This is a genomic window from Curtobacterium sp. MCPF17_047 (genome assembly GCF_003234045.1).
Classification (GTDB): Bacteria; Actinomycetota; Actinomycetes; order Actinomycetales; family Microbacteriaceae; genus Curtobacterium.
Genome location: NZ_QKSF01000007.1, coordinates 187,073 through 202,904 on the forward strand (window position 1 = coordinate 187,073; position 15,832 = coordinate 202,904).

Annotated in this window: 14 protein-coding genes; 11 read left to right on the forward strand and 3 right to left on the reverse strand. The window is 72.6% G+C overall.

Going from position 1 to position 15,832, the window contains the following annotated elements; genetic code table 11:
• The first annotated feature begins 8 nt into the window (after nucleotides 1–8).
• The 4 genes from gatA (at nucleotide 9) to DEJ33_RS09350 (ending at nucleotide 5,035) form a co-directional block, all read left to right on the forward strand.
• Entirely contained in the window at nucleotides 9–1,556 is a 1,548-nt protein-coding gene (gene gatA, locus DEJ33_RS09335; RefSeq protein WP_111194802.1) for an Asp-tRNA(Asn)/Glu-tRNA(Gln) amidotransferase subunit GatA, read from the forward strand.
• Nucleotides 1,556–3,058, forward strand: a complete 1,503-nt coding sequence (gene gatB, locus DEJ33_RS09340; RefSeq protein ID WP_111194803.1) for an Asp-tRNA(Asn)/Glu-tRNA(Gln) amidotransferase subunit GatB — start codon at nucleotides 1,556–1,558, stop codon at nucleotides 3,056–3,058. The genes gatA and gatB overlap by 1 nt, the downstream gene beginning before the upstream one ends.
• Nucleotides 3,059–3,179: 121 nt before the next feature.
• Nucleotides 3,180–4,349 carry a type III polyketide synthase gene (locus tag DEJ33_RS09345; RefSeq protein ID WP_111194804.1) on the forward strand — a complete coding sequence of 390 codons (1,170 nt, stop codon included), beginning with the start codon at nucleotides 3,180–3,182 and terminating at the stop codon, nucleotides 4,347–4,349.
• Entirely contained in the window at nucleotides 4,346–5,035 is a 690-nt protein-coding gene (locus DEJ33_RS09350) for a methyltransferase domain-containing protein (protein ID WP_258378138.1), read from the forward strand. The genes DEJ33_RS09345 and DEJ33_RS09350 overlap by 4 nt, the downstream gene beginning before the upstream one ends.
• Nucleotides 5,036–5,116: 81 nt before the next feature.
• On the opposite strand, the gene DEJ33_RS09355 is transcribed toward DEJ33_RS09350, so the two are convergent.
• Complete coding sequence (locus DEJ33_RS09355; protein WP_111078683.1) at nucleotides 5,117–6,169, reverse strand: zinc-binding dehydrogenase; 1,053 nt, start codon at nucleotides 6,167–6,169, stop codon at nucleotides 5,117–5,119.
• Nucleotides 6,170–6,248: 79 nt separating this feature from the next.
• On the opposite strand from DEJ33_RS09355, the gene DEJ33_RS09360 reads away from it, so the two are divergent.
• Nucleotides 6,249–7,187 carry a DUF3097 domain-containing protein gene (locus DEJ33_RS09360; RefSeq protein ID WP_258378139.1) on the forward strand — a complete coding sequence of 313 codons (939 nt, stop codon included), beginning with the start codon at nucleotides 6,249–6,251 and terminating at the stop codon, nucleotides 7,185–7,187.
• Nucleotides 7,188–7,254: 67 nt separating this feature from the next.
• Nucleotides 7,255–7,908, forward strand: coding sequence for a spermidine/putrescine ABC transporter substrate-binding protein (locus DEJ33_RS09365; protein ID WP_111194805.1), 654 nt, complete (start codon nucleotides 7,255–7,257; stop codon nucleotides 7,906–7,908).
• Here the strand turns inward: DEJ33_RS09365 and DEJ33_RS09370 are convergent.
• On the reverse strand, nucleotides 7,905–8,330 hold the full coding sequence (locus DEJ33_RS09370) for a DUF3054 domain-containing protein (protein WP_111078685.1): 426 nt from the start codon (nucleotides 8,328–8,330) through the stop codon (nucleotides 7,905–7,907). The genes DEJ33_RS09365 and DEJ33_RS09370 overlap by 4 nt on opposite strands.
• A 105-nt stretch (nucleotides 8,331–8,435) precedes the next feature.
• On the opposite strand from DEJ33_RS09370, the gene DEJ33_RS09375 reads away from it, so the two are divergent.
• From DEJ33_RS09375 to DEJ33_RS09390, 4 genes are all read left to right on the forward strand, one after another.
• Nucleotides 8,436–10,022: an inositol monophosphatase family protein gene (locus tag DEJ33_RS09375; RefSeq protein ID WP_181437287.1), complete on the forward strand. Its 1,587-nt coding sequence runs from the start codon at nucleotides 8,436–8,438 to the stop codon at nucleotides 10,020–10,022.
• Nucleotides 10,023–10,146: 124 nt separating this feature from the next.
• Complete coding sequence (locus DEJ33_RS09380) at nucleotides 10,147–10,935, forward strand: hypothetical protein (RefSeq protein ID WP_111194819.1); 789 nt, start codon at nucleotides 10,147–10,149, stop codon at nucleotides 10,933–10,935.
• Between the two features lie 87 nt (nucleotides 10,936–11,022).
• The gene (locus DEJ33_RS09385) at nucleotides 11,023–12,069 is read left to right on the forward strand and encodes an ATP-binding cassette domain-containing protein (RefSeq protein WP_111078687.1); all 1,047 of its coding nucleotides are present in this window, start codon (nucleotides 11,023–11,025) and stop codon (nucleotides 12,067–12,069) included.
• Nucleotides 12,066–12,926: an ABC transporter permease gene (locus tag DEJ33_RS09390; RefSeq protein ID WP_111194807.1), complete on the forward strand. Its 861-nt coding sequence runs from the start codon at nucleotides 12,066–12,068 to the stop codon at nucleotides 12,924–12,926. The genes DEJ33_RS09385 and DEJ33_RS09390 overlap by 4 nt, the downstream gene beginning before the upstream one ends.
• Nucleotides 12,927–12,956: 30 nt before the next feature.
• Here the strand turns inward: DEJ33_RS09390 and DEJ33_RS09395 are convergent, their stop codons facing one another.
• Nucleotides 12,957–14,642 (reverse strand): long-chain-fatty-acid--CoA ligase, encoded by a 1,686-nt coding sequence (locus DEJ33_RS09395; RefSeq protein ID WP_111194820.1) that lies wholly within the window; start codon nucleotides 14,640–14,642, stop codon nucleotides 12,957–12,959.
• 199 nt (nucleotides 14,643–14,841) lie between these two features.
• Here DEJ33_RS09395 and DEJ33_RS09400 point away from each other — a divergent pair, with 199 nt between their 5' ends.
• Nucleotides 14,842–15,792 carry an oxygenase MpaB family protein gene (locus DEJ33_RS09400; protein ID WP_111078689.1) on the forward strand — a complete coding sequence of 317 codons (951 nt, stop codon included), beginning with the start codon at nucleotides 14,842–14,844 and terminating at the stop codon, nucleotides 15,790–15,792.
• Nucleotides 15,793–15,832 lie beyond the last annotated feature (40 nt).

A 15,832-nucleotide genomic window follows, 5' to 3' on the forward strand; every position in this document is an offset into this window, starting at 1 on the left:
GAAGAACAGTGACCCACGACATCACCACGCTGAGCGCTGCCGCGCTCGCCGACGCCCTGGTGGCCCGCGACGTCTCGAGCGTCGAGGCCACGCAGGCCCACCTCGACCGGATCGCCGCCGTCGACGGGGACGTGCACGCGTTCCTGCACGTCAACCAGAACGCGATCGCCGCTGCGAAGGTCATCGACTCCCGCCGCGCGGCCGGGGACGACCTCGGTCCGCTCGCCGGCGTGCCGATCGCCGTCAAGGACGTCCTGTGCACGCAGGACATGCCGACCACCTCGGGCTCGAAGATCCTCGAGGGCTGGGTGCCGCCGTACGACGCCACCCCGGTCGCCAAGCTCCGCCGTGCCGGCCTGGTGCCGCTCGGCAAGACGAACATGGACGAGTTCGCGATGGGCTCGTCGACCGAGTTCTCGGCGTACGGCCCGACCCACAACCCGTGGGACCTGGACCGGATCCCCGGCGGGTCCGGCGGCGGCTCGGCGGCAGCGGTGGCCGCGCACGAAGCCCCGCTCGCCCTGGGCTCCGACACCGGTGGGTCGATCCGTCAGCCCGGTGCCGTCACGGGCACCGTCGGTGTGAAGCCGACCTACGGTGGCGTCAGCCGCTACGGTGCGATCGCGTTGGCGTCGAGCCTCGACCAGATCGGGCCGGTGTCCCGCACCGTCCTCGACGCCGCACTGCTGCACGACGTCATCGGCGGGCACGACCCGAAGGACTCCACTTCGCTCCGGCAGGAGTGGCCCTCGTTCGCCGCTGCCGCGCGCGACGGTCTGCAGGCCGACTCGCTCAAGGGCGTCCGCATCGGCGTCGTCAAGGAACTCGCCGGTGGTGACGGCTTCCAGGCCGGCGTCACCCAGCGCTTCCAGGAGACCGTCGCGCTGCTCGAGTCGGCCGGTGCCGTGGTCGTCGAGATCGACGCGCCGTCATTCGCGTACGCGATCAGCGCCTACTACCTGATCCTCCCGGCGGAGGCGTCGTCGAACCTCGCGAAGTTCGACTCGGTCCGCTTCGGCCTGCGTGTCACGCCCGAGGGCGGCGCCACGGTCGAGGACGTCATGGCCGCCACGCGCGAAGCCGGCTTCGGGCCCGAGGTCAAGCGCCGCATCATCCTCGGCACGTACGCCCTGAGCGCCGGGTACTACGACGCCTACTACGGCAGTGCGCAGAAGGTCCGCACGCTCGTCCAGCGCGACTTCACCGCCGCCTTCGAGCAGGTCGACCTGCTGATCAGCCCGTCGGCGCCGACGACGGCGTTCAAGATCGGTGAGCGCATCGACGACCCGCTCGCGATGTACCTCAACGACCTCACCACGATCCCCGCGAACCTGGCGGGCGTCCCCGGCATGAGCATCCCGAACGGCCTGGCGCCCGAGGACTCGCTGCCGACCGGCGTGCAGCTGATGGCCCCGCAGCGCGAGGACGCCCGGCTCTACCGGGTCGGTGCCGCGCTGGAGCGTCTGCTCGAGCAGCAGTGGGGTGCCCCGCTCATCTCCCGGATCCCGAACCTGGACGCCACACAGCAGTCCGCCGCAGAGGAAGGTGTCATCTGATGGCCAAGGACGCACTCATGGACTTCGACGAGGCACTCGAGCGGTTCGAGCCGGTCCTCGGCTTCGAGGTGCACGTCGAACTCGCGACGGCCACGAAGATGTTCTCGGACGCGCCGAACTTCTTCGGCGGCGAACCGAACACGAACGTGACACCGGTCGACCTCGGGCTGCCCGGGTCCCTGCCGGTCGTCAACGAGCAGGCCGTGCGCTACTCGATCCAGCTCGGGCTCGCGCTCGGCTGCTCGATCGCCGAGAGCTCGCGGTTCGCGCGGAAGAACTACTTCTACCCGGACAACCCGAAGAACTACCAGATCTCGCAGTTCGACGAGCCGATCGCCTTCGAGGGCGAGGTCGAGGTCGAACTCGCCGACGGCACGATCTTCCAGGTGCCGATCGAGCGCGCCCACATGGAAGAGGACGCGGGCAAGCTGACGCACGTGGGTGGTGCCACGGGCCGGATCCAGGGCGCCGAGTACTCGCTCGTCGACTACAACCGCGCGGGTGTCCCGCTGGTCGAGATCGTCACGAAGCCGATCGTCGGCGCCAAGGAGCGTGCCCCCGAGCTCGGTGCCGCGTACGTGCAGGTCATCCGTGACCTCGTCCGTGCCCTCGGCGTCTCCGAGGCCCGCATGGAGCGCGGGAACCTGCGCTGCGATGCGAACATCTCGCTGCGCCCGTGGGGCCAGGAGAAGCTCGGCACCCGCACCGAGACGAAGAACGTCAACTCGTTCCGCGCGGTCGAGCGGGCCATCCGCTACGAGATCCAGCGGCAGGCGGCGATCCTCGCGGCCGGCGGCACCATCACGCAGGAGACCCGGCACTGGCACGAGGACACCGGTCGCACCTCGGCCGGCCGTCCCAAGTCGGACGCCGACGACTACCGCTACTTCCCGGAGCCGGACCTGCTGCCCGTCGTGCCCGACCCGGCACTGATCGAGGAGCTCCGCGCGGGTCTGCCCGAGGCGCCGGTGGCCCGACGTCGTCGCCTGAAGGGCGAGTGGGGCTTCGCGGACCTCGAGTTCCAGGATGTCGTCAACGGCGGGCTCCTCGACGAGGTCCAGGCGACCGTCGACGCCGGTGCCGGTCCGCAGGCCGCCCGCAAGTGGTGGACCGGTGAGATCAGCCGTGTCGCGAACGCGCAGGACGCCGCTCCCGGCGACCTGGTGTCGCCGCAGCACGTGGCCGAGGTCATCGCGCTGGTGGAGTCCGGTGACCTGACCGACCGTCTCGCACGCCAGGTGCTCGAGGGCGTCATCGCCGGAGAGGGCTCGCCGGCGCAGGTCGTCGAGTCCCGCGGGCTGCGGGTCGTCTCGGACGACTCCGCCCTCACCGCCGCGGTCGACGAGGCACTGGCCGGTCAGCCGGACGTGCTGCAGAAGATCCGCGACGGCAAGGTGCAGGCCGCCGGCGCGATCATCGGCTCGGTCATGAAGGCGATGAAGGGCCAGGCCGACGCAGCCCGTGTGCGCGAGCTCGTCCTGGAGCGCGCGCAGCAGCAGTAGGACCCAGCACGACCCAGCACGACCAGCGCTGGACGCGCATGACGGGAGGCCCGTGGCGAGAACGCCACGGGCCTCCCGTCCATCCTGGGGACACGTCAGCGATCCGGTGACAGGATGGAGCGTGTCAGCAACGATCCGAGCCATCGGTACCGCCGTCCCGCGGACCACCCTCGGGCAGGCGTCGGTCCGTGACCTGTTCGCCGCCCAGCCCGGCCTCGGGAGGCTCGCCTCGCGGCTCGTCCCCGCGGCGTTCAACGCCTCCGAGGTGGAGCACCGCCACAGCGTCCTGCCGGAGCTCGACGCGACGGCCGCGCCCGGTGCGTTCCGCGACGCCGACGGGGTCCTCAGCTCGCCGAGCACCGGGACACGGAACGACCGCTTCCGCGAGCTCGCTCCGCCGCTCTTCGTCGGCGCCGCTCGTGACGCCCTCGAGCGTGCCGCGGTCGACCCGGCGACCGTCACACACGTCGTGACCGTGTCCTGCACCGGCTTCACGCAGCCCGGGCCGGACCTGGCGATCGTCGAGGAACTCGGGCTGCCGCGGAACGTCTTCCGGCAGCACGTCGGGTTCATGGGGTGCTTCGCCGCGTTCCCCGCCCTCCGCATCGCCGACGCGTTCGTCGGCGCGGACCCGACGGCGGTCGTCCTCGTCGTCTGCGCCGAGCTCTGCACGTTGCACGTCCGTCACTCCGAGGACCCGGACCAGATCGTCGCGAACAGCGTCTTCGGCGACGGAGCCGCGGCGGCCGTCGTCACGGCGGACGGCCCGGGCCTCCGACTCGACGCGTTCACCACCATGGTCCTGCCCGAGGGTGCGAGCGAGATGGCGTGGAACATCGGTGACGAGGGCTTCGAGATGGTGCTGAGCACCGAGGTCCCGAAGCTGATCGGCGTGCACGCGGCCGAGGCGGTCGCCCCGCTCCTCGACCCGCGCGGCTGGACGCCGCACGACGTGCCGGTCTGGGCCGTGCACCCCGGCGGGCGGGCGATCCTGGACCGCACCCAGGACGCCCTGCACCTGCCGGACAGCGCGTTGACGGCGAGCCGCGCGGTCCTCCGCGACCACGGCAACATGTCGAGTGCGACGGTGCTGTTCGTCCTCCGGGAGGCCCTCGAGGCACGTCCCGCGGACGGTACGCCCGTCGTCGCGCTGGCCTTCGGGCCGGGGCTGACCGTCGAGGCGGCGTCGCTGACCGTGGTCGGGAGCGCGGTCGTCGCGGCGGACGCCAGCGGTGCGCCCGCAGTGGTCGACGCGGCCGACGCTGTCGCCCCCGTCGGGGTGGGGGCGTGACCGACGCCGTCGACCTCTCCACCCGCGCGGTCGACCTGCGCGAGTTGATGGACGACCCGGACTGCGACCCCGCGACGCTCGACCGGACCTTCCGCCGCTTCGCCCTGGTGAACGCCGCGGTGTCCGGCTGGCGGTCGGTCTGGCGCACCCACGTCGCCCCGGCACTGCCGCCGACCGGTCGGGCCCGCGTGCTCGACCTCGGCTGCGGCGGCGGTGACCTCGCCCGGTCGCTGGTGCGGTGGGCGCGGGGGGACGGCTTCGACCTCGAGGTCGTCGGGGTGGACCCGGACCCGCGGGCGATCGCGGCGGCGGAGCGACGGACGACGGCCGGGGTGACGTTCCGCACGGAGTCGAGCGCCGACCTGGTCGCGGCGGGCGAGCGGTTCGACGTCGTCGTGTCGAACCACGTGCTGCACCACCTCGACGACGCCGAGCGGGCGGCGTTCCTCCGGGACTCCGGGGAGCTGGCCGTCACCCGCAGTGTGCACTCCGACATCCGGCGTTCGGTGTCCGCCTACCGGCTGTACGCGATCGGGGCGCCGTTCGTCTCGGCGGGCACGTTCATCCGCGAGGACGGTCTCCGTTCCATCCGCCGGAGTTTCACCGTCCCCGAGCTCAGCGCCGCCCTGCCGCCGGGTTGGCGTGCCGAGGCGGCGTCCCCGCACCGGGTCCTCGCCGTCCGCTGACCTTCCGCAGAACGCAACGTGGGCGGCTGCACGCAACGGAACACCGTCGCGCGCAACCGCCCACGTTGCGTTTCGCGACCGCTACGGGCGCAGCAGCACCTTGATCGCCCGACGCTCGTCCATCGCGGCGTAGGCCTCGGGAGCCTGGTCCAGGGGCAGTTCGAGGTCGAACACCTTGCCCGGGTCGATGGTCCGCGACAGCACGTCGGGCAACAGCTCCTCGATGTACGCGCGGGCCGGGGCCATGCCGCCGCCGACCGTGATGTTCTTCGCGAACAGGAACGGCATCGGCAGCTCGGGGTCACCCGCCGGCACGCCGACGTAGCCCACCGCACCACCGGCGCGGACGACCCGCAGGGCCTGGTCCATGCTCTCCGCGGTGCCGACGGCCTCGAGCGCGCAGTCGGCGAGGTCGCCGTCCAGCAGGTCCCGCACGGCCTGGACGCCCTCGTCGCCGCGGGTCTCGACGATGTCGCTCGCGCCGAAGTCGCGCGCCAGCGCCTGCCGGTCCGCGTGGCGGCTCATCGCGATGATCCGCTCGGCGCCGAGACGCTTCGCGGCGAGGACCGCCGACAGCCCGACCGCACCGTCGCCGACCACGACGACGGTCTTGCCCGGGCCGACCCCGGCCGACACCGCGGCGTGGTGCCCGGTGGAGAACACGTCGGACAGGGTCAGGAGCGACGGCACGAGGTCCTCGTCGACCGGCCCGGGCACGACGACGAGGCTGGCGGCGGCGTCCGGCACACGGACGTACTCGGCCTGGGCGCCGCCCAGCGGGTGGCCGTAGGCGTCCGGCGTGACACCGAACGTGGAGCCGTGGTCGCAGCCGCTCGTCATGCCGTGCGCGCAGGCCTGGCAGGTGCCGTCGTTGGTCGTGAACGGTGCGATGACGAAGTCGCCGACGCGCACGTCGGTCACGTCGTCGCCGACCTGGTCGACGACGCCGACGAACTCGTGACCGATCGCCCGCGGTTCCTTCGTGTCGCGGACACCCCGGTAGGGCCAGAGGTCCGAGCCGCAGACGCACGCGGCGACGACACGTACGACGGCGTCGGACGGGGTGAGGATCGTGGGGGCATCGCGCTCTTCGACACGGATGTCGCGGGGGGCGTGGATGACTGTTGCACGCACGGGTGTGCCTTCCGTCGGGATGATGGGGGACCGGCCGGTCGACGTTGTCCGGACGCCCGTCGACAGTACGCTCGTGCGGGTGGACGAGGACCGGTACGGCAGTGACGTGCTCTCGGGCGACTGGCGCTCGCGGGGTGTGCAGAAGGTGCGGCAGGTGCCGCTCGAGCGTGACATGGTGCTCGAGGACCCGGACTCCGGGTGGGCTGGCGCCGTGGTCGGCCTCGAAGCCGGCAACGTCTCGCTCGAGGACTGGAAGGGTCGCGTCCGCGCCTTCCCCTTCGTCGGTCAGTTCCTGCTCGAGGGTGAACTGGTCACCCTGACGCGTCCACAGGCACCGGTCGGTCGGTCCGCCGCGGCCGCGCCGCCGGCTCGTTCCACCGCCGGCACCGCCACGGCCGGGAGGTCCGGAGCGGCCCCGGCGGTCCGGCATGCCTCCGACGGTGGCCGCCTCCGCACCGCGTCCGGGTCGTTCGCCGTCGAGCAGCAGCGCGCCCGGGTGGCCCTGCCGAGCCGGATCATGGTCGAGGGCAAGCACGACGCCGAACTCGTCGAGAAGGTGTGGGGCGCGGACCTCCGCGTCGAGGGGGTCGTCGTCGAGGAGCTGTCCGGCGTCGACAACCTGGCCGACGTGCTGGACGACTTCCGCCCGACCCGGGAGCGCCGGGTCGGCGTCCTCGTGGACCACCTCGTGCCGGGCTCGAAGGAGTCCCGTTCCGCCGACGCCGTGATGCGCGGGAAGTGGGGCGCACACGTGCTCGTCGTCGGACACCCGTTCGTCGACGTCTGGCAGTCGGTGAAGCCGGCACGTGTCGGACTGCAGGCCTGGCCGACGATCCCACGGTCGATCGAGTGGAAGGCCGGCATCTGCCAGGCACTCGGGTGGCCGCACGCCGAGCAGGCCGACATCGCCCGGGCGTGGCAGCGGATCCTGGGGCAGGTGCGGACCTTCGCCGACCTCGAACCACAGCTGCTCGGTCGGGTCGAGGAGCTGATCGACTTCGTGACCGAGCCGGTCTGACGGTCGCGCACCGGGCCTCCCGTCGCGCCTCGGGGCGGATCCCGGGCGCGCCGCCTACGCTTGCAGGATGGACGGCATCGACGGACGCGTGCGGAACGCCGTCGACGTCTGGTTGCGCTGGCTGCCCCGGTGGCAGATCGGGACGGCCCGTCCACGCACCCGCATCTGCCGACGCTGCACGGGCTCGCCGATCGCCGCCGCGGCGGGGTTCGGGCCGGACGTTCCGCATCCGGTGCAGCACGCGCTGATCGGTCGGATGTCCGCCATCGTCGAGGACGCGGTCGACGACCACACGGCGAAGAACCTGCCGCTGCTGCAGCGTGAACTCGAGCGGGCCGCAGCACGCAAGCGACGCTCGGGGTACCAACCCGCCGACGGGTTGTCGCCGGAGTTCCAGGGCCTGGACGTGGACCCGCAGCCCGAGCCGGGCGAGCCGTTCCTGTTCACCCTCGGCGAGCTGGCGGGCACCGGGGCGAGCGAACAGGAGCCGCGCGAGCCGCTGTCCGACGAGGCGAAGGCCGCACTCCGCCACGAGATCGAGCTGTCCGACGAGTGCGCGCGGTCGACCGGCACGGCCGTGTGCCTGGCGCTGCTGGACCACCGGGAGCGCATCGCCGAGGCCGTCGAGCGTCTCGTCGAACCGCAGATCGCCGCGCTGGTGTCGGACATGTTCCGCGGGTTCGACGGCCCGGACGAGGGTCCGCGGGGCGGCCTCTTCTAACCGGCAGCCCGGGCGTCGCCGCCCGCCGGACGCCTGCCCGACCGGAGGCGGACCACGAGTCGGGCGAGGAGCCGCCAGCCGACCAGGAACACGCCGAGCACGATCGTCGCCACGACGAGGAACGAGATCGGCAGTGGGTTGCCGTCGACCACGCCCTGCCCGGTCGCGACCCGGATCGCCATCCCGACGAACACCGTCAGGATCCACGCCACGACACCGGTCGGCCAGATCGCGAGCGGGCGCGACCACGCCCCGGAGGTCACGTACGCGATCGCCCACCCCGCCAGGAACGGGTACGCGGTCGTCCACAGGCCGAGCGGCGCGAACGCCTCGCCGTGCGAACTGCGTCCGATGACGGCGAACGCGACGATGAGCACGACGTCGACGACCGCCGCGAGCCAACCCCAGGTACGAGTCTCCACGGCACCATCCTCTCAGGCCCCGACCACATGGCCACCGGCCGCGTGGCCCCCGGCTGTTCACCGCCGCGTCACGTGGTGTTCGGGCCGCGCTCCCACGATGGGACGGTGACGACGCTCGAGACCCCGGCACCGACGACGACCGGGAGGCCCGGCCTCCGTCCGCCCCGGATCGTCGCCTCGCGTGGGGCCCCGGGTGTCCGCCGCGAGAACACGCTGCCGGCCGTCGCCGTCGCCGAGGCCCTCGGTGCCGACGTCGTCGCGGTCGACGTCCGGGTCACCGCCGACGGGGTCGCCGTGCTGCTGCACGACGAGACCCTCGGCCGGATGTGGGGCGACGGCCGCCGGGTCTCCGCGACGCCGTGGTGCGACGTCGCACGGCTGGGCAACGGGCTCGACCGCATCCCACGCCTCGACGCCGTGCTCGAGCGGCTCGAGGGGTGCTCCGCCGCACTGGTGGTCGGGCTCGCGGACCCGGCCGATGCCGAGGCCGCGGTGCGCACCGTGGCGGGAGCCGGCACCGGCGTGGACGACGCCGTGCGGGTGGCCTGGCGCGGGACGCTGGCTGCGATGCAGGCCGTCCGGGCGCTGCTGCCCGAGGCCGACGTCTGGATGCCCTGGGACACCCTCCGAGCGCCGACGGCCGCCGACGTGCAGGAGCTCGGGCCCTCGACACTCGACCTCGACGTCGCCTTCCTCACGCCCGCCACCGTCCGCGCGGCACACGCCCTCGGGCTGTGCGTCGCGGTGTGGACCGTCGACGACCCGGAGCCGACCCGTTGGGTGACCCGGCTCGGCGCGGACCTGGTCCTCACCGAGGACGTCGCCACGGTGCACGCCGTCCTGGCCGCCGCCGAGCGGGACGGCTGGTCGCGGCCGGTGCGGGAGCCCGGCGAGGCCGAGGTCGCCGGCCGCGCCCAGACCCTGGCACACCGGATCGCGCACGAGGTCATCGCCTTCACCCGCGAACACCGCGTCGATCCGGACGCCGGAGACACCGGAGCGCAGGTCACGGCACTGGACCGGTCGATCGAGCAGCACGTCCGCGGTCGCGTCCGGGCGGCGTTCCCCGAGCACGGCTTCGTCGGCGAGGAGTACGGCGTCGCCCCCGGGGACAAGCACCGGTGGTACCTGGACCCCGTCGACGGCAGCCGGAACCTGGCGAACGGCGTGCCGTGGACGAGCACCTCGCTGTGCCTGACCCGGTCCGGGCGCCCCCTGGTCGGCGTCGTCGTGGACCCCTGGCGCGGCGAGGTCCTGGAGGCCCGCCGCGGCCGGGGAGCGACCGAACGCGACCGGGTGCTGCGCCTCGACGACGCCCCGCGCGCCCTCGCCGGCGCCGTGGTCGGGACCGAGCTCGACGGTGCCCACCCGTGGCCCGGCTTCGGCGCGTTCGTCGACGCGCTCGCCGCCCGGTCCTGCTCCGTGCGCGTCCCCGGCTCGGGCACCCTGACGATCGCCCAGGTCGCCGCCGGCCGGGGGATCGGGGCGTGCATGCCGGCGTTCGACCCGGTCGACCACGGTGCCGCCGTGCTCCTCGTGCACGAAGCCGGTGGGGTCGTGCTGACCCTCGACGGGCCGGTGCAGGACTTCCCGCCCGCCGGTGTGCCGTTCCTGGCGGCGCACCCGGGCGCGGCCGACGAGCTGTTCGCGGTCTGGACCGCGGCGGTCACCGGGGCCGGGCCGACGTCCTGACGGTGGACGGGCCTCCCGGACGGGAGGTGCACGGCGGCTTCTGAGCGCACGCACAGTCAGACCCGGCCGACGGTGCCTAGCGTGGGCGCCAGTGGGCACGGTGCCCGCGACGAAGGAGCACACCATGGGATTCCTCGACCGTCTGCTCGGCCGCGAGGAGCGTCCGGAGCAGCCACGACGCGGAACCGGTGGTGCACCGCAGCCGGGCTACCAGTACGGCCAGCAGTCGTACCAGCAGGCGCCGGCCGCACCGTACGGGGCAGCCACGCCGTCCGGTGTACCCGACCGGTCAGGACCCGGCCAGCAGCCCGGGGGCGAGGACCAGCGCGCCGTCGAGCGGTACCGCTACCTGCTCCGCACCGCGCCGCCCGAGCGGATCGAGGAGGTGCACGCCGAGGCGTTCGCCACCCTGACGCCCGAGCAGCGCCGGATGGTCTACGACGAGTTCACCCGCACCGCTCCGGCCGGCGAGGCCCCACGTGGCGATGATCCTCGCTCGCTCGCCCAGAGTGCGACCCGGTCCGAGCTCCGGCAGCCCGGGTACATGGAGCGCTCGCTCGGTGGCATCGGTGGCGGCGGCATGGGTGGTGGCTTCGGCGGACGGCAGGGCTCGGGCTTCGGCAGCATCCTCGGCGCCTCGCTACTCGGCACCGTCGGCGGCTACGTGATCGGGTCCGCCCTGATGAGCGCCTTCCTCCCGGACCCCGGGTCGTTCGACGGTGGAACCGATGCGAGTGGTGCGGATGACGGCGGTTCGGGGGACACTGGTGACGGATCCGGCGACGGCGGTGCGGCCGACGGCGGCGGGTACGACAACGCCTCCTGGGGCGACGGTGGTTCCGACTTCGGCGGCATGTCCGACGGCGGGTTCGACCAGGGCTCCAGCGACTTCGGTGGTGGCTTCGACGTCTGAGTGGCGTCCGTCGCTCCCGCCGCCCGGTCGACCGGGTCCGCGTGTCCGGTCGGCCCCGAGGGACGCAGCCGGTCACGAAGGAGCGACATGGCCATCATCGAGGCCTCCGGCCTCACCAAGACCTACCGATCCAAGTCGGGGCCCGTGCACGCACTGGCGGGCCTCGACCTCTCGGTGCCCGAGGGCACCGTCACCGCACTGCTCGGCCCGAACGGGGCCGGGAAGACCACCACCGTGAAGGTCCTCACGACCCTCGTCGAACCGGACGCCGGGTCAGCGTCCGTCGCCGGCATGGACGTCGTCGCCGACCCACAGGGCACCCGCCGCGCGATCGGCGTCTCCGGGCAGTACGCCGCCGTCGACGAGAACCTCACCGGGTTCGAGAACCTCGAGATGATCGGGCGGCTCTACCACCTGGGCCGACGAGCAGCGCGCGACCGGGCACGCGAACTCATCGACGTGTTCGGGCTCTCCGAAGCGGGCGACCGCCCCGTCAAGGGGTTCTCCGGCGGCATGCGCCGTCGGATCGACCTCGCCGGGGCCCTCGTGATGAACCCGCGCGTGCTGTTCCTGGACGAGCCGACGACGGGCCTCGACCCGCGCAGCCGCCTCGCGCTCTGGGGCATCATCGAGGACCTCGTCGCCGGCGGAGCCACGGTGCTCCTCACCACGCAGTACCTCGAGGAGGCCGACCAGCTGGCCGACGACATCGCCGTCATCGACGACGGCCGGGTCATCGCCGAGGGCACCTCGGACGAGCTCAAGGCCCAGGTCGGCGGACACCGCGTCGTCGTCACCCTCGTGGACGCCGCCGACGGGGACGCCACCACCACCGTCCTCCGGCGGCACGGCAGCGGGGAGGTCGAGACGAGCGGCGACGGTCGCACCCGGGCCGTCACCGTCGACGCCGGGCCCGCGGCGCTGCAGCGGGTCCTCGCCGACCTCGGCGCCGCCGGCATCGCGCTGCACGACGCCGGGATGCGCCGCCCGACGTTGGACGACGTGTTCCTCCGGCTCACCGGGCACGCCGCGACAGACGACCAGGACGGCGGTGGGGGCGGACGTGTGGACGGGACGGCGGCGACCGGTCCGTCGGGCGGGGAGCGGGCCTCCCGACAGGAGCTGGTGCCATGACCACCACCACGACCGGCACCGGCAACGCGCTCGGGCGGCAGCTGCCCGTCGTCGTCACCGCCCCGCTCGCCGTCTGGTTCGAGGACGGCTGGACGGTGACGAAGCGGAACCTGATCAAGATCAAGCGGTCGCCGGACATGCTCGTGTTCGCCGTGCTGCAGCCGATCATGTTCGTCCTGCTGTTCAGCCAGGTCTACGGCGGCGCCATCAGCGTGCAGGGGACCGACTACACGCAGTTCCTGATGGCGGGGATCTTCGCGCAGACCGTCGTCTTCGGCGCCACGTTCTCCGGATCGGCGATGGCGCAGGACCTCAAGGAAGGACTCATCGACCGGTTCCGGACCCTGCCGATGTCGGCCTCGGCCGTGCTCGTCGGACGGACGAACTCCGACCTCGTGCTCAACGGCATCTCGATGGTGATCATGATGGCCACCGGGCTGGCGGTCGGTTGGCGGGTGGGATCGTCACCGGTGGAGTTCGTCGGCGGGCTCGCACTGCTCCTGCTGTTCAGCTACGCGTTCAGCTGGGTGATGGCCCTGCTCGGCATGAGCGTCAAGACGCCCGAGGTGATCAACAACGCCTCGTTCATGATCCTGTTCCCGCTCACGTTCATCTCCAACGCCTTCGTGCCCAGCGAGACGATGCCGCTCGTGCTCCGGGTGTTCGCGGAGTGGAACCCGGTCTCCTCGCTCGTGCAGGCGGCGCGCGAGCTGTTCGGCAACGCCGGATCGGCGCCGGTGCCGGAGATCTGGACCATGCAGCACCCGATCACGACGGTGTTGATCGGGATCGCGGTGATGCTCGCGGTGTTCGTGCCGTGGGCGGTGAACAAGTACACGAGGATCAGCAGCAAGTAGGAGCGGGCTGCCGTCGCTCGTCGCTCGTCGCTAGTCGTGCAGGATGGCGTCGCGCACCTTACGGCGCAGGACCTTGCCGATCATCGAGCGGGGGAGGTCCTCGACCACCACCACCCGCCGCGGCACCTTGTACGCGGCGAGGTGGTCGCGGGACCAGGCCCGGAGCGCATCTCCGTCGAACGTCGCCGGGTCGGTCGGGATCACCGCGGCGACGACCTGCTCGTTGCCGCCCTGCGTGATGCCGACGACCGCGACCTCCTTGACGCTGGGGTGCTTGAGGAGGGTGTCCTCCACCTCGGAGGGTGCGACGTTGAACCCGCCGGTGATGATGAGCTCCTTGAGCCGGTCGACGATGCGCACGAACCCGTCCGCGTCGATCGCCACGATGTCGCCCGTCCGAAACCAGCCGTCGGAGGTGAAGACCTCGTCGGTGGCCTCGGCCTTGCCCCAGTAGCCGCCGAAGACCTGCGGGCCGCGGACCTGCAGCTCACCGGACTCGTCGGTGCCGAGCACCCGGGACTCGTCGTCGGGGTCCACCACCCGGCACTCGGTCGACGGCAGCGGCAGGCCGATCGCACCCAGGCGGCGGGCGTCCGACACCGGGTTCGCCATGAGCACGGGAGAGCACTCGGACAGGCCGTAGCCCTCCACCAGGAAGCCGCCGGTGCGGGCCTCCCAGGGCTCGATGACGTCCTGCGACAGCGGCATCGCGCCGGAGATGCCGATGTCGATGCCCGCCAGCGACACCTTCGCCGAGTCGGCGGCGTGCTGCAGCCGGGCGTAGATCGGCGGCACGGCCGGCAGGAACGTCGGCGGACGCTTCTTGATCGCCTTGAGGACCAACGCAGGGTCGAACGCCGGGAACAGGACGAGCCTCCCGGCGATGCTCATCGCGAACGTGAGGCACAGTGTCAGGCCGTACGCGTGGAACATCGGCAGCACCGCGTGCACGACGCTGCCGTCACCTGCGCTGATCTGGGGGATCCAGGCACGGGCCTGCGCGGCGTTCGCCAGCAGGTTCCGGTGCGTCAGGACGGCACCCTTCGGGGTGCCGGTCGTGCCGGAGGTGTACTGGATGAGCGCGACATCGTCGGTCTCCGGCCGCGGGTGCCGCTTCGACAGCTTCCGGGCCGACACCAGGTCGTCCCACCGCGTGGTTCCGGACACCGAGGTCGTGAGCTTCGCGCGGGACTCGCGGGCCTTCGCCACCGGCAACGACAGTGCCAGGCGCGTGCTGCGCGGCATCGCCCGGGTGAGGTCCACCGAGACGATCGCATCCAGCGCGACGTCCTTCGGGAAGTCCTGCAGCGTCGCCACCGACTTGTCCCACGCGATCGCGACCTTCGCGCCGTGGTCCTCGAACTGGTGGCGCAGCTCCCGCGGTGTGTACAACGGGTTGTGCTCCACGACGATGCCGCCGAGCCGGAGCACCGCGTAGAACGCCACGACGTGCTGCGGACAGTTCGGCAGCACCAGCGCCACCCGGTCGCCCTTCGTCACGCCGAGCTTGCGCAGCCCGTTCGCGGCACGGGCGATCTGCTCCTCGAGCTGGGCGTACGTGGTCTCCCGCGTGAAGAACTCGAGCGCGACCGCCTTCGGGAAGCGCCGTGCCGACTGCTCCACGAGATCCGGCAGGGACCCCGTCATCGGTTCGATGTCGTGCGGCACCCCTGACGCGTAGGAGGCAAGCCAGGGACGAGGCGTGTCGATGCTCACGTCGACCAACCTAGCGGGCGGACCCGAGGGGTTGTCAGACGAGGGCGGTGCGCGCGTCGGCAGCGGTGGTCGCCGGGGGTGCCGCGGGTGCCTCGGGTGCCGCGGGTGCCTCGGACGTTGCTCGGGACGCTCATCGGCGCAGACGCGGTTTCCGGCGAGTGTCCGGTGCGCTGTCAGGGGGCCGACGGACCATGACGGCATGTCGTTCGTCACCGATGCGTTCCGCACCCGCTTGCAGGCCACGTTCACGGGCAACACCCACGGCAGCCCGGAGTGGGTGGACGAGCTCGAGAAGGGAACCGACGCCGGCTTCTTCGGCCCCGGCTCCGCCACCTGGTCCGTGCACGGCGGCAACCAGACCATCGTCGCCGGCGTCCGGGCGCTCCTCGTCCAGGCCCTGCACCCCGGGGCGCTCGCCGGGGTCGCGGACCACTCCCGGTACAAGGAAGACCCGTTCGGCCGGCTCGCGGGCACCATCCGCTGGATCTACACCGTCACCCACGGCGACACCGACACCGCCACCTCCGGCAGCGAATGGGTGCTCCGGCTCCACGAGCGGGTGCGCGGCCTGTACGTCGACGGTCACGGCATCGGACGGCCGTACACGGCGAACGACCCGGATCTCGCCCGCTGGGTGCACCTCGCGTTCACCGACGCGTTCCTCCGCACCGCCCAGCGCTGGGGCGAGCCGATCCCCGGTGGTGCCGACGCCTACGTCCGCGAGTGGGCCGTCGCCGGACGCCTGATGCGCGTGCACGACGCCCCCGAGACCGAGGTCGAACTCCGCGCGCAGATGGACGGCTACCTCGACCGCGGCGAGCTCGCCGTCACACCCCGGACCCGTGAGGTCCTGCGGTTCATCAAGAACCCGCCCCTCGCCGCGATGCTCCGACCCGGCTACCGAGCGATCTACCAGGGCGCGGTGTCGACCCTCGACCCGCGACACCGGGCGCTGCTCGGGATCCGGGCACCCATGATCGGTCCGATCGAGCTGCCCGTCGACCGGGCGACCGGGCTGGTCCTCGACGGCATCACCGGCGTGCTGGGCAACCAGACGGGCAGCGAGCGGGCGGCGATGCGGCGCATCGAGCGGCTCGAGCGTGAGGCCGCGGACGCGAGGTCCGGAGAGCGCGGGCTCGGCGCAGCCTGAGGGGTGCGGGAGCGGGGGCTCGGCGCGGCGGCGCCTGCGG

Excerpts from the sequence above, each read along its gene's own strand:
- DEJ33_RS09400 (WP_111078689.1), top strand. The coding sequence starts at position 14,842 with ATGTCGTTCGTCACCGATGCGTTCCGCACCCGCTTGCAGGCCACGTTC.
- DEJ33_RS09385 (WP_111078687.1), top strand. The coding sequence starts at position 11,023 with ATGGCCATCATCGAGGCCTCCGGCCTCACCAAGACCTACCGATCCAAG.
- DEJ33_RS09380 (WP_111194819.1), top strand. The coding sequence starts at position 10,147 with ATGGGATTCCTCGACCGTCTGCTCGGCCGCGAGGAGCGTCCGGAGCAG.
- DEJ33_RS09390 (WP_111194807.1), top strand. The coding sequence starts at position 12,066 with ATGACCACCACCACGACCGGCACCGGCAACGCGCTCGGGCGGCAGCTG.
- gatB (WP_111194803.1), top strand. The coding sequence starts at position 1,556 with ATGGCCAAGGACGCACTCATGGACTTCGACGAGGCACTCGAGCGGTTC.
- DEJ33_RS09365 (WP_111194805.1), top strand. The coding sequence starts at position 7,255 with ATGGACGGCATCGACGGACGCGTGCGGAACGCCGTCGACGTCTGGTTG.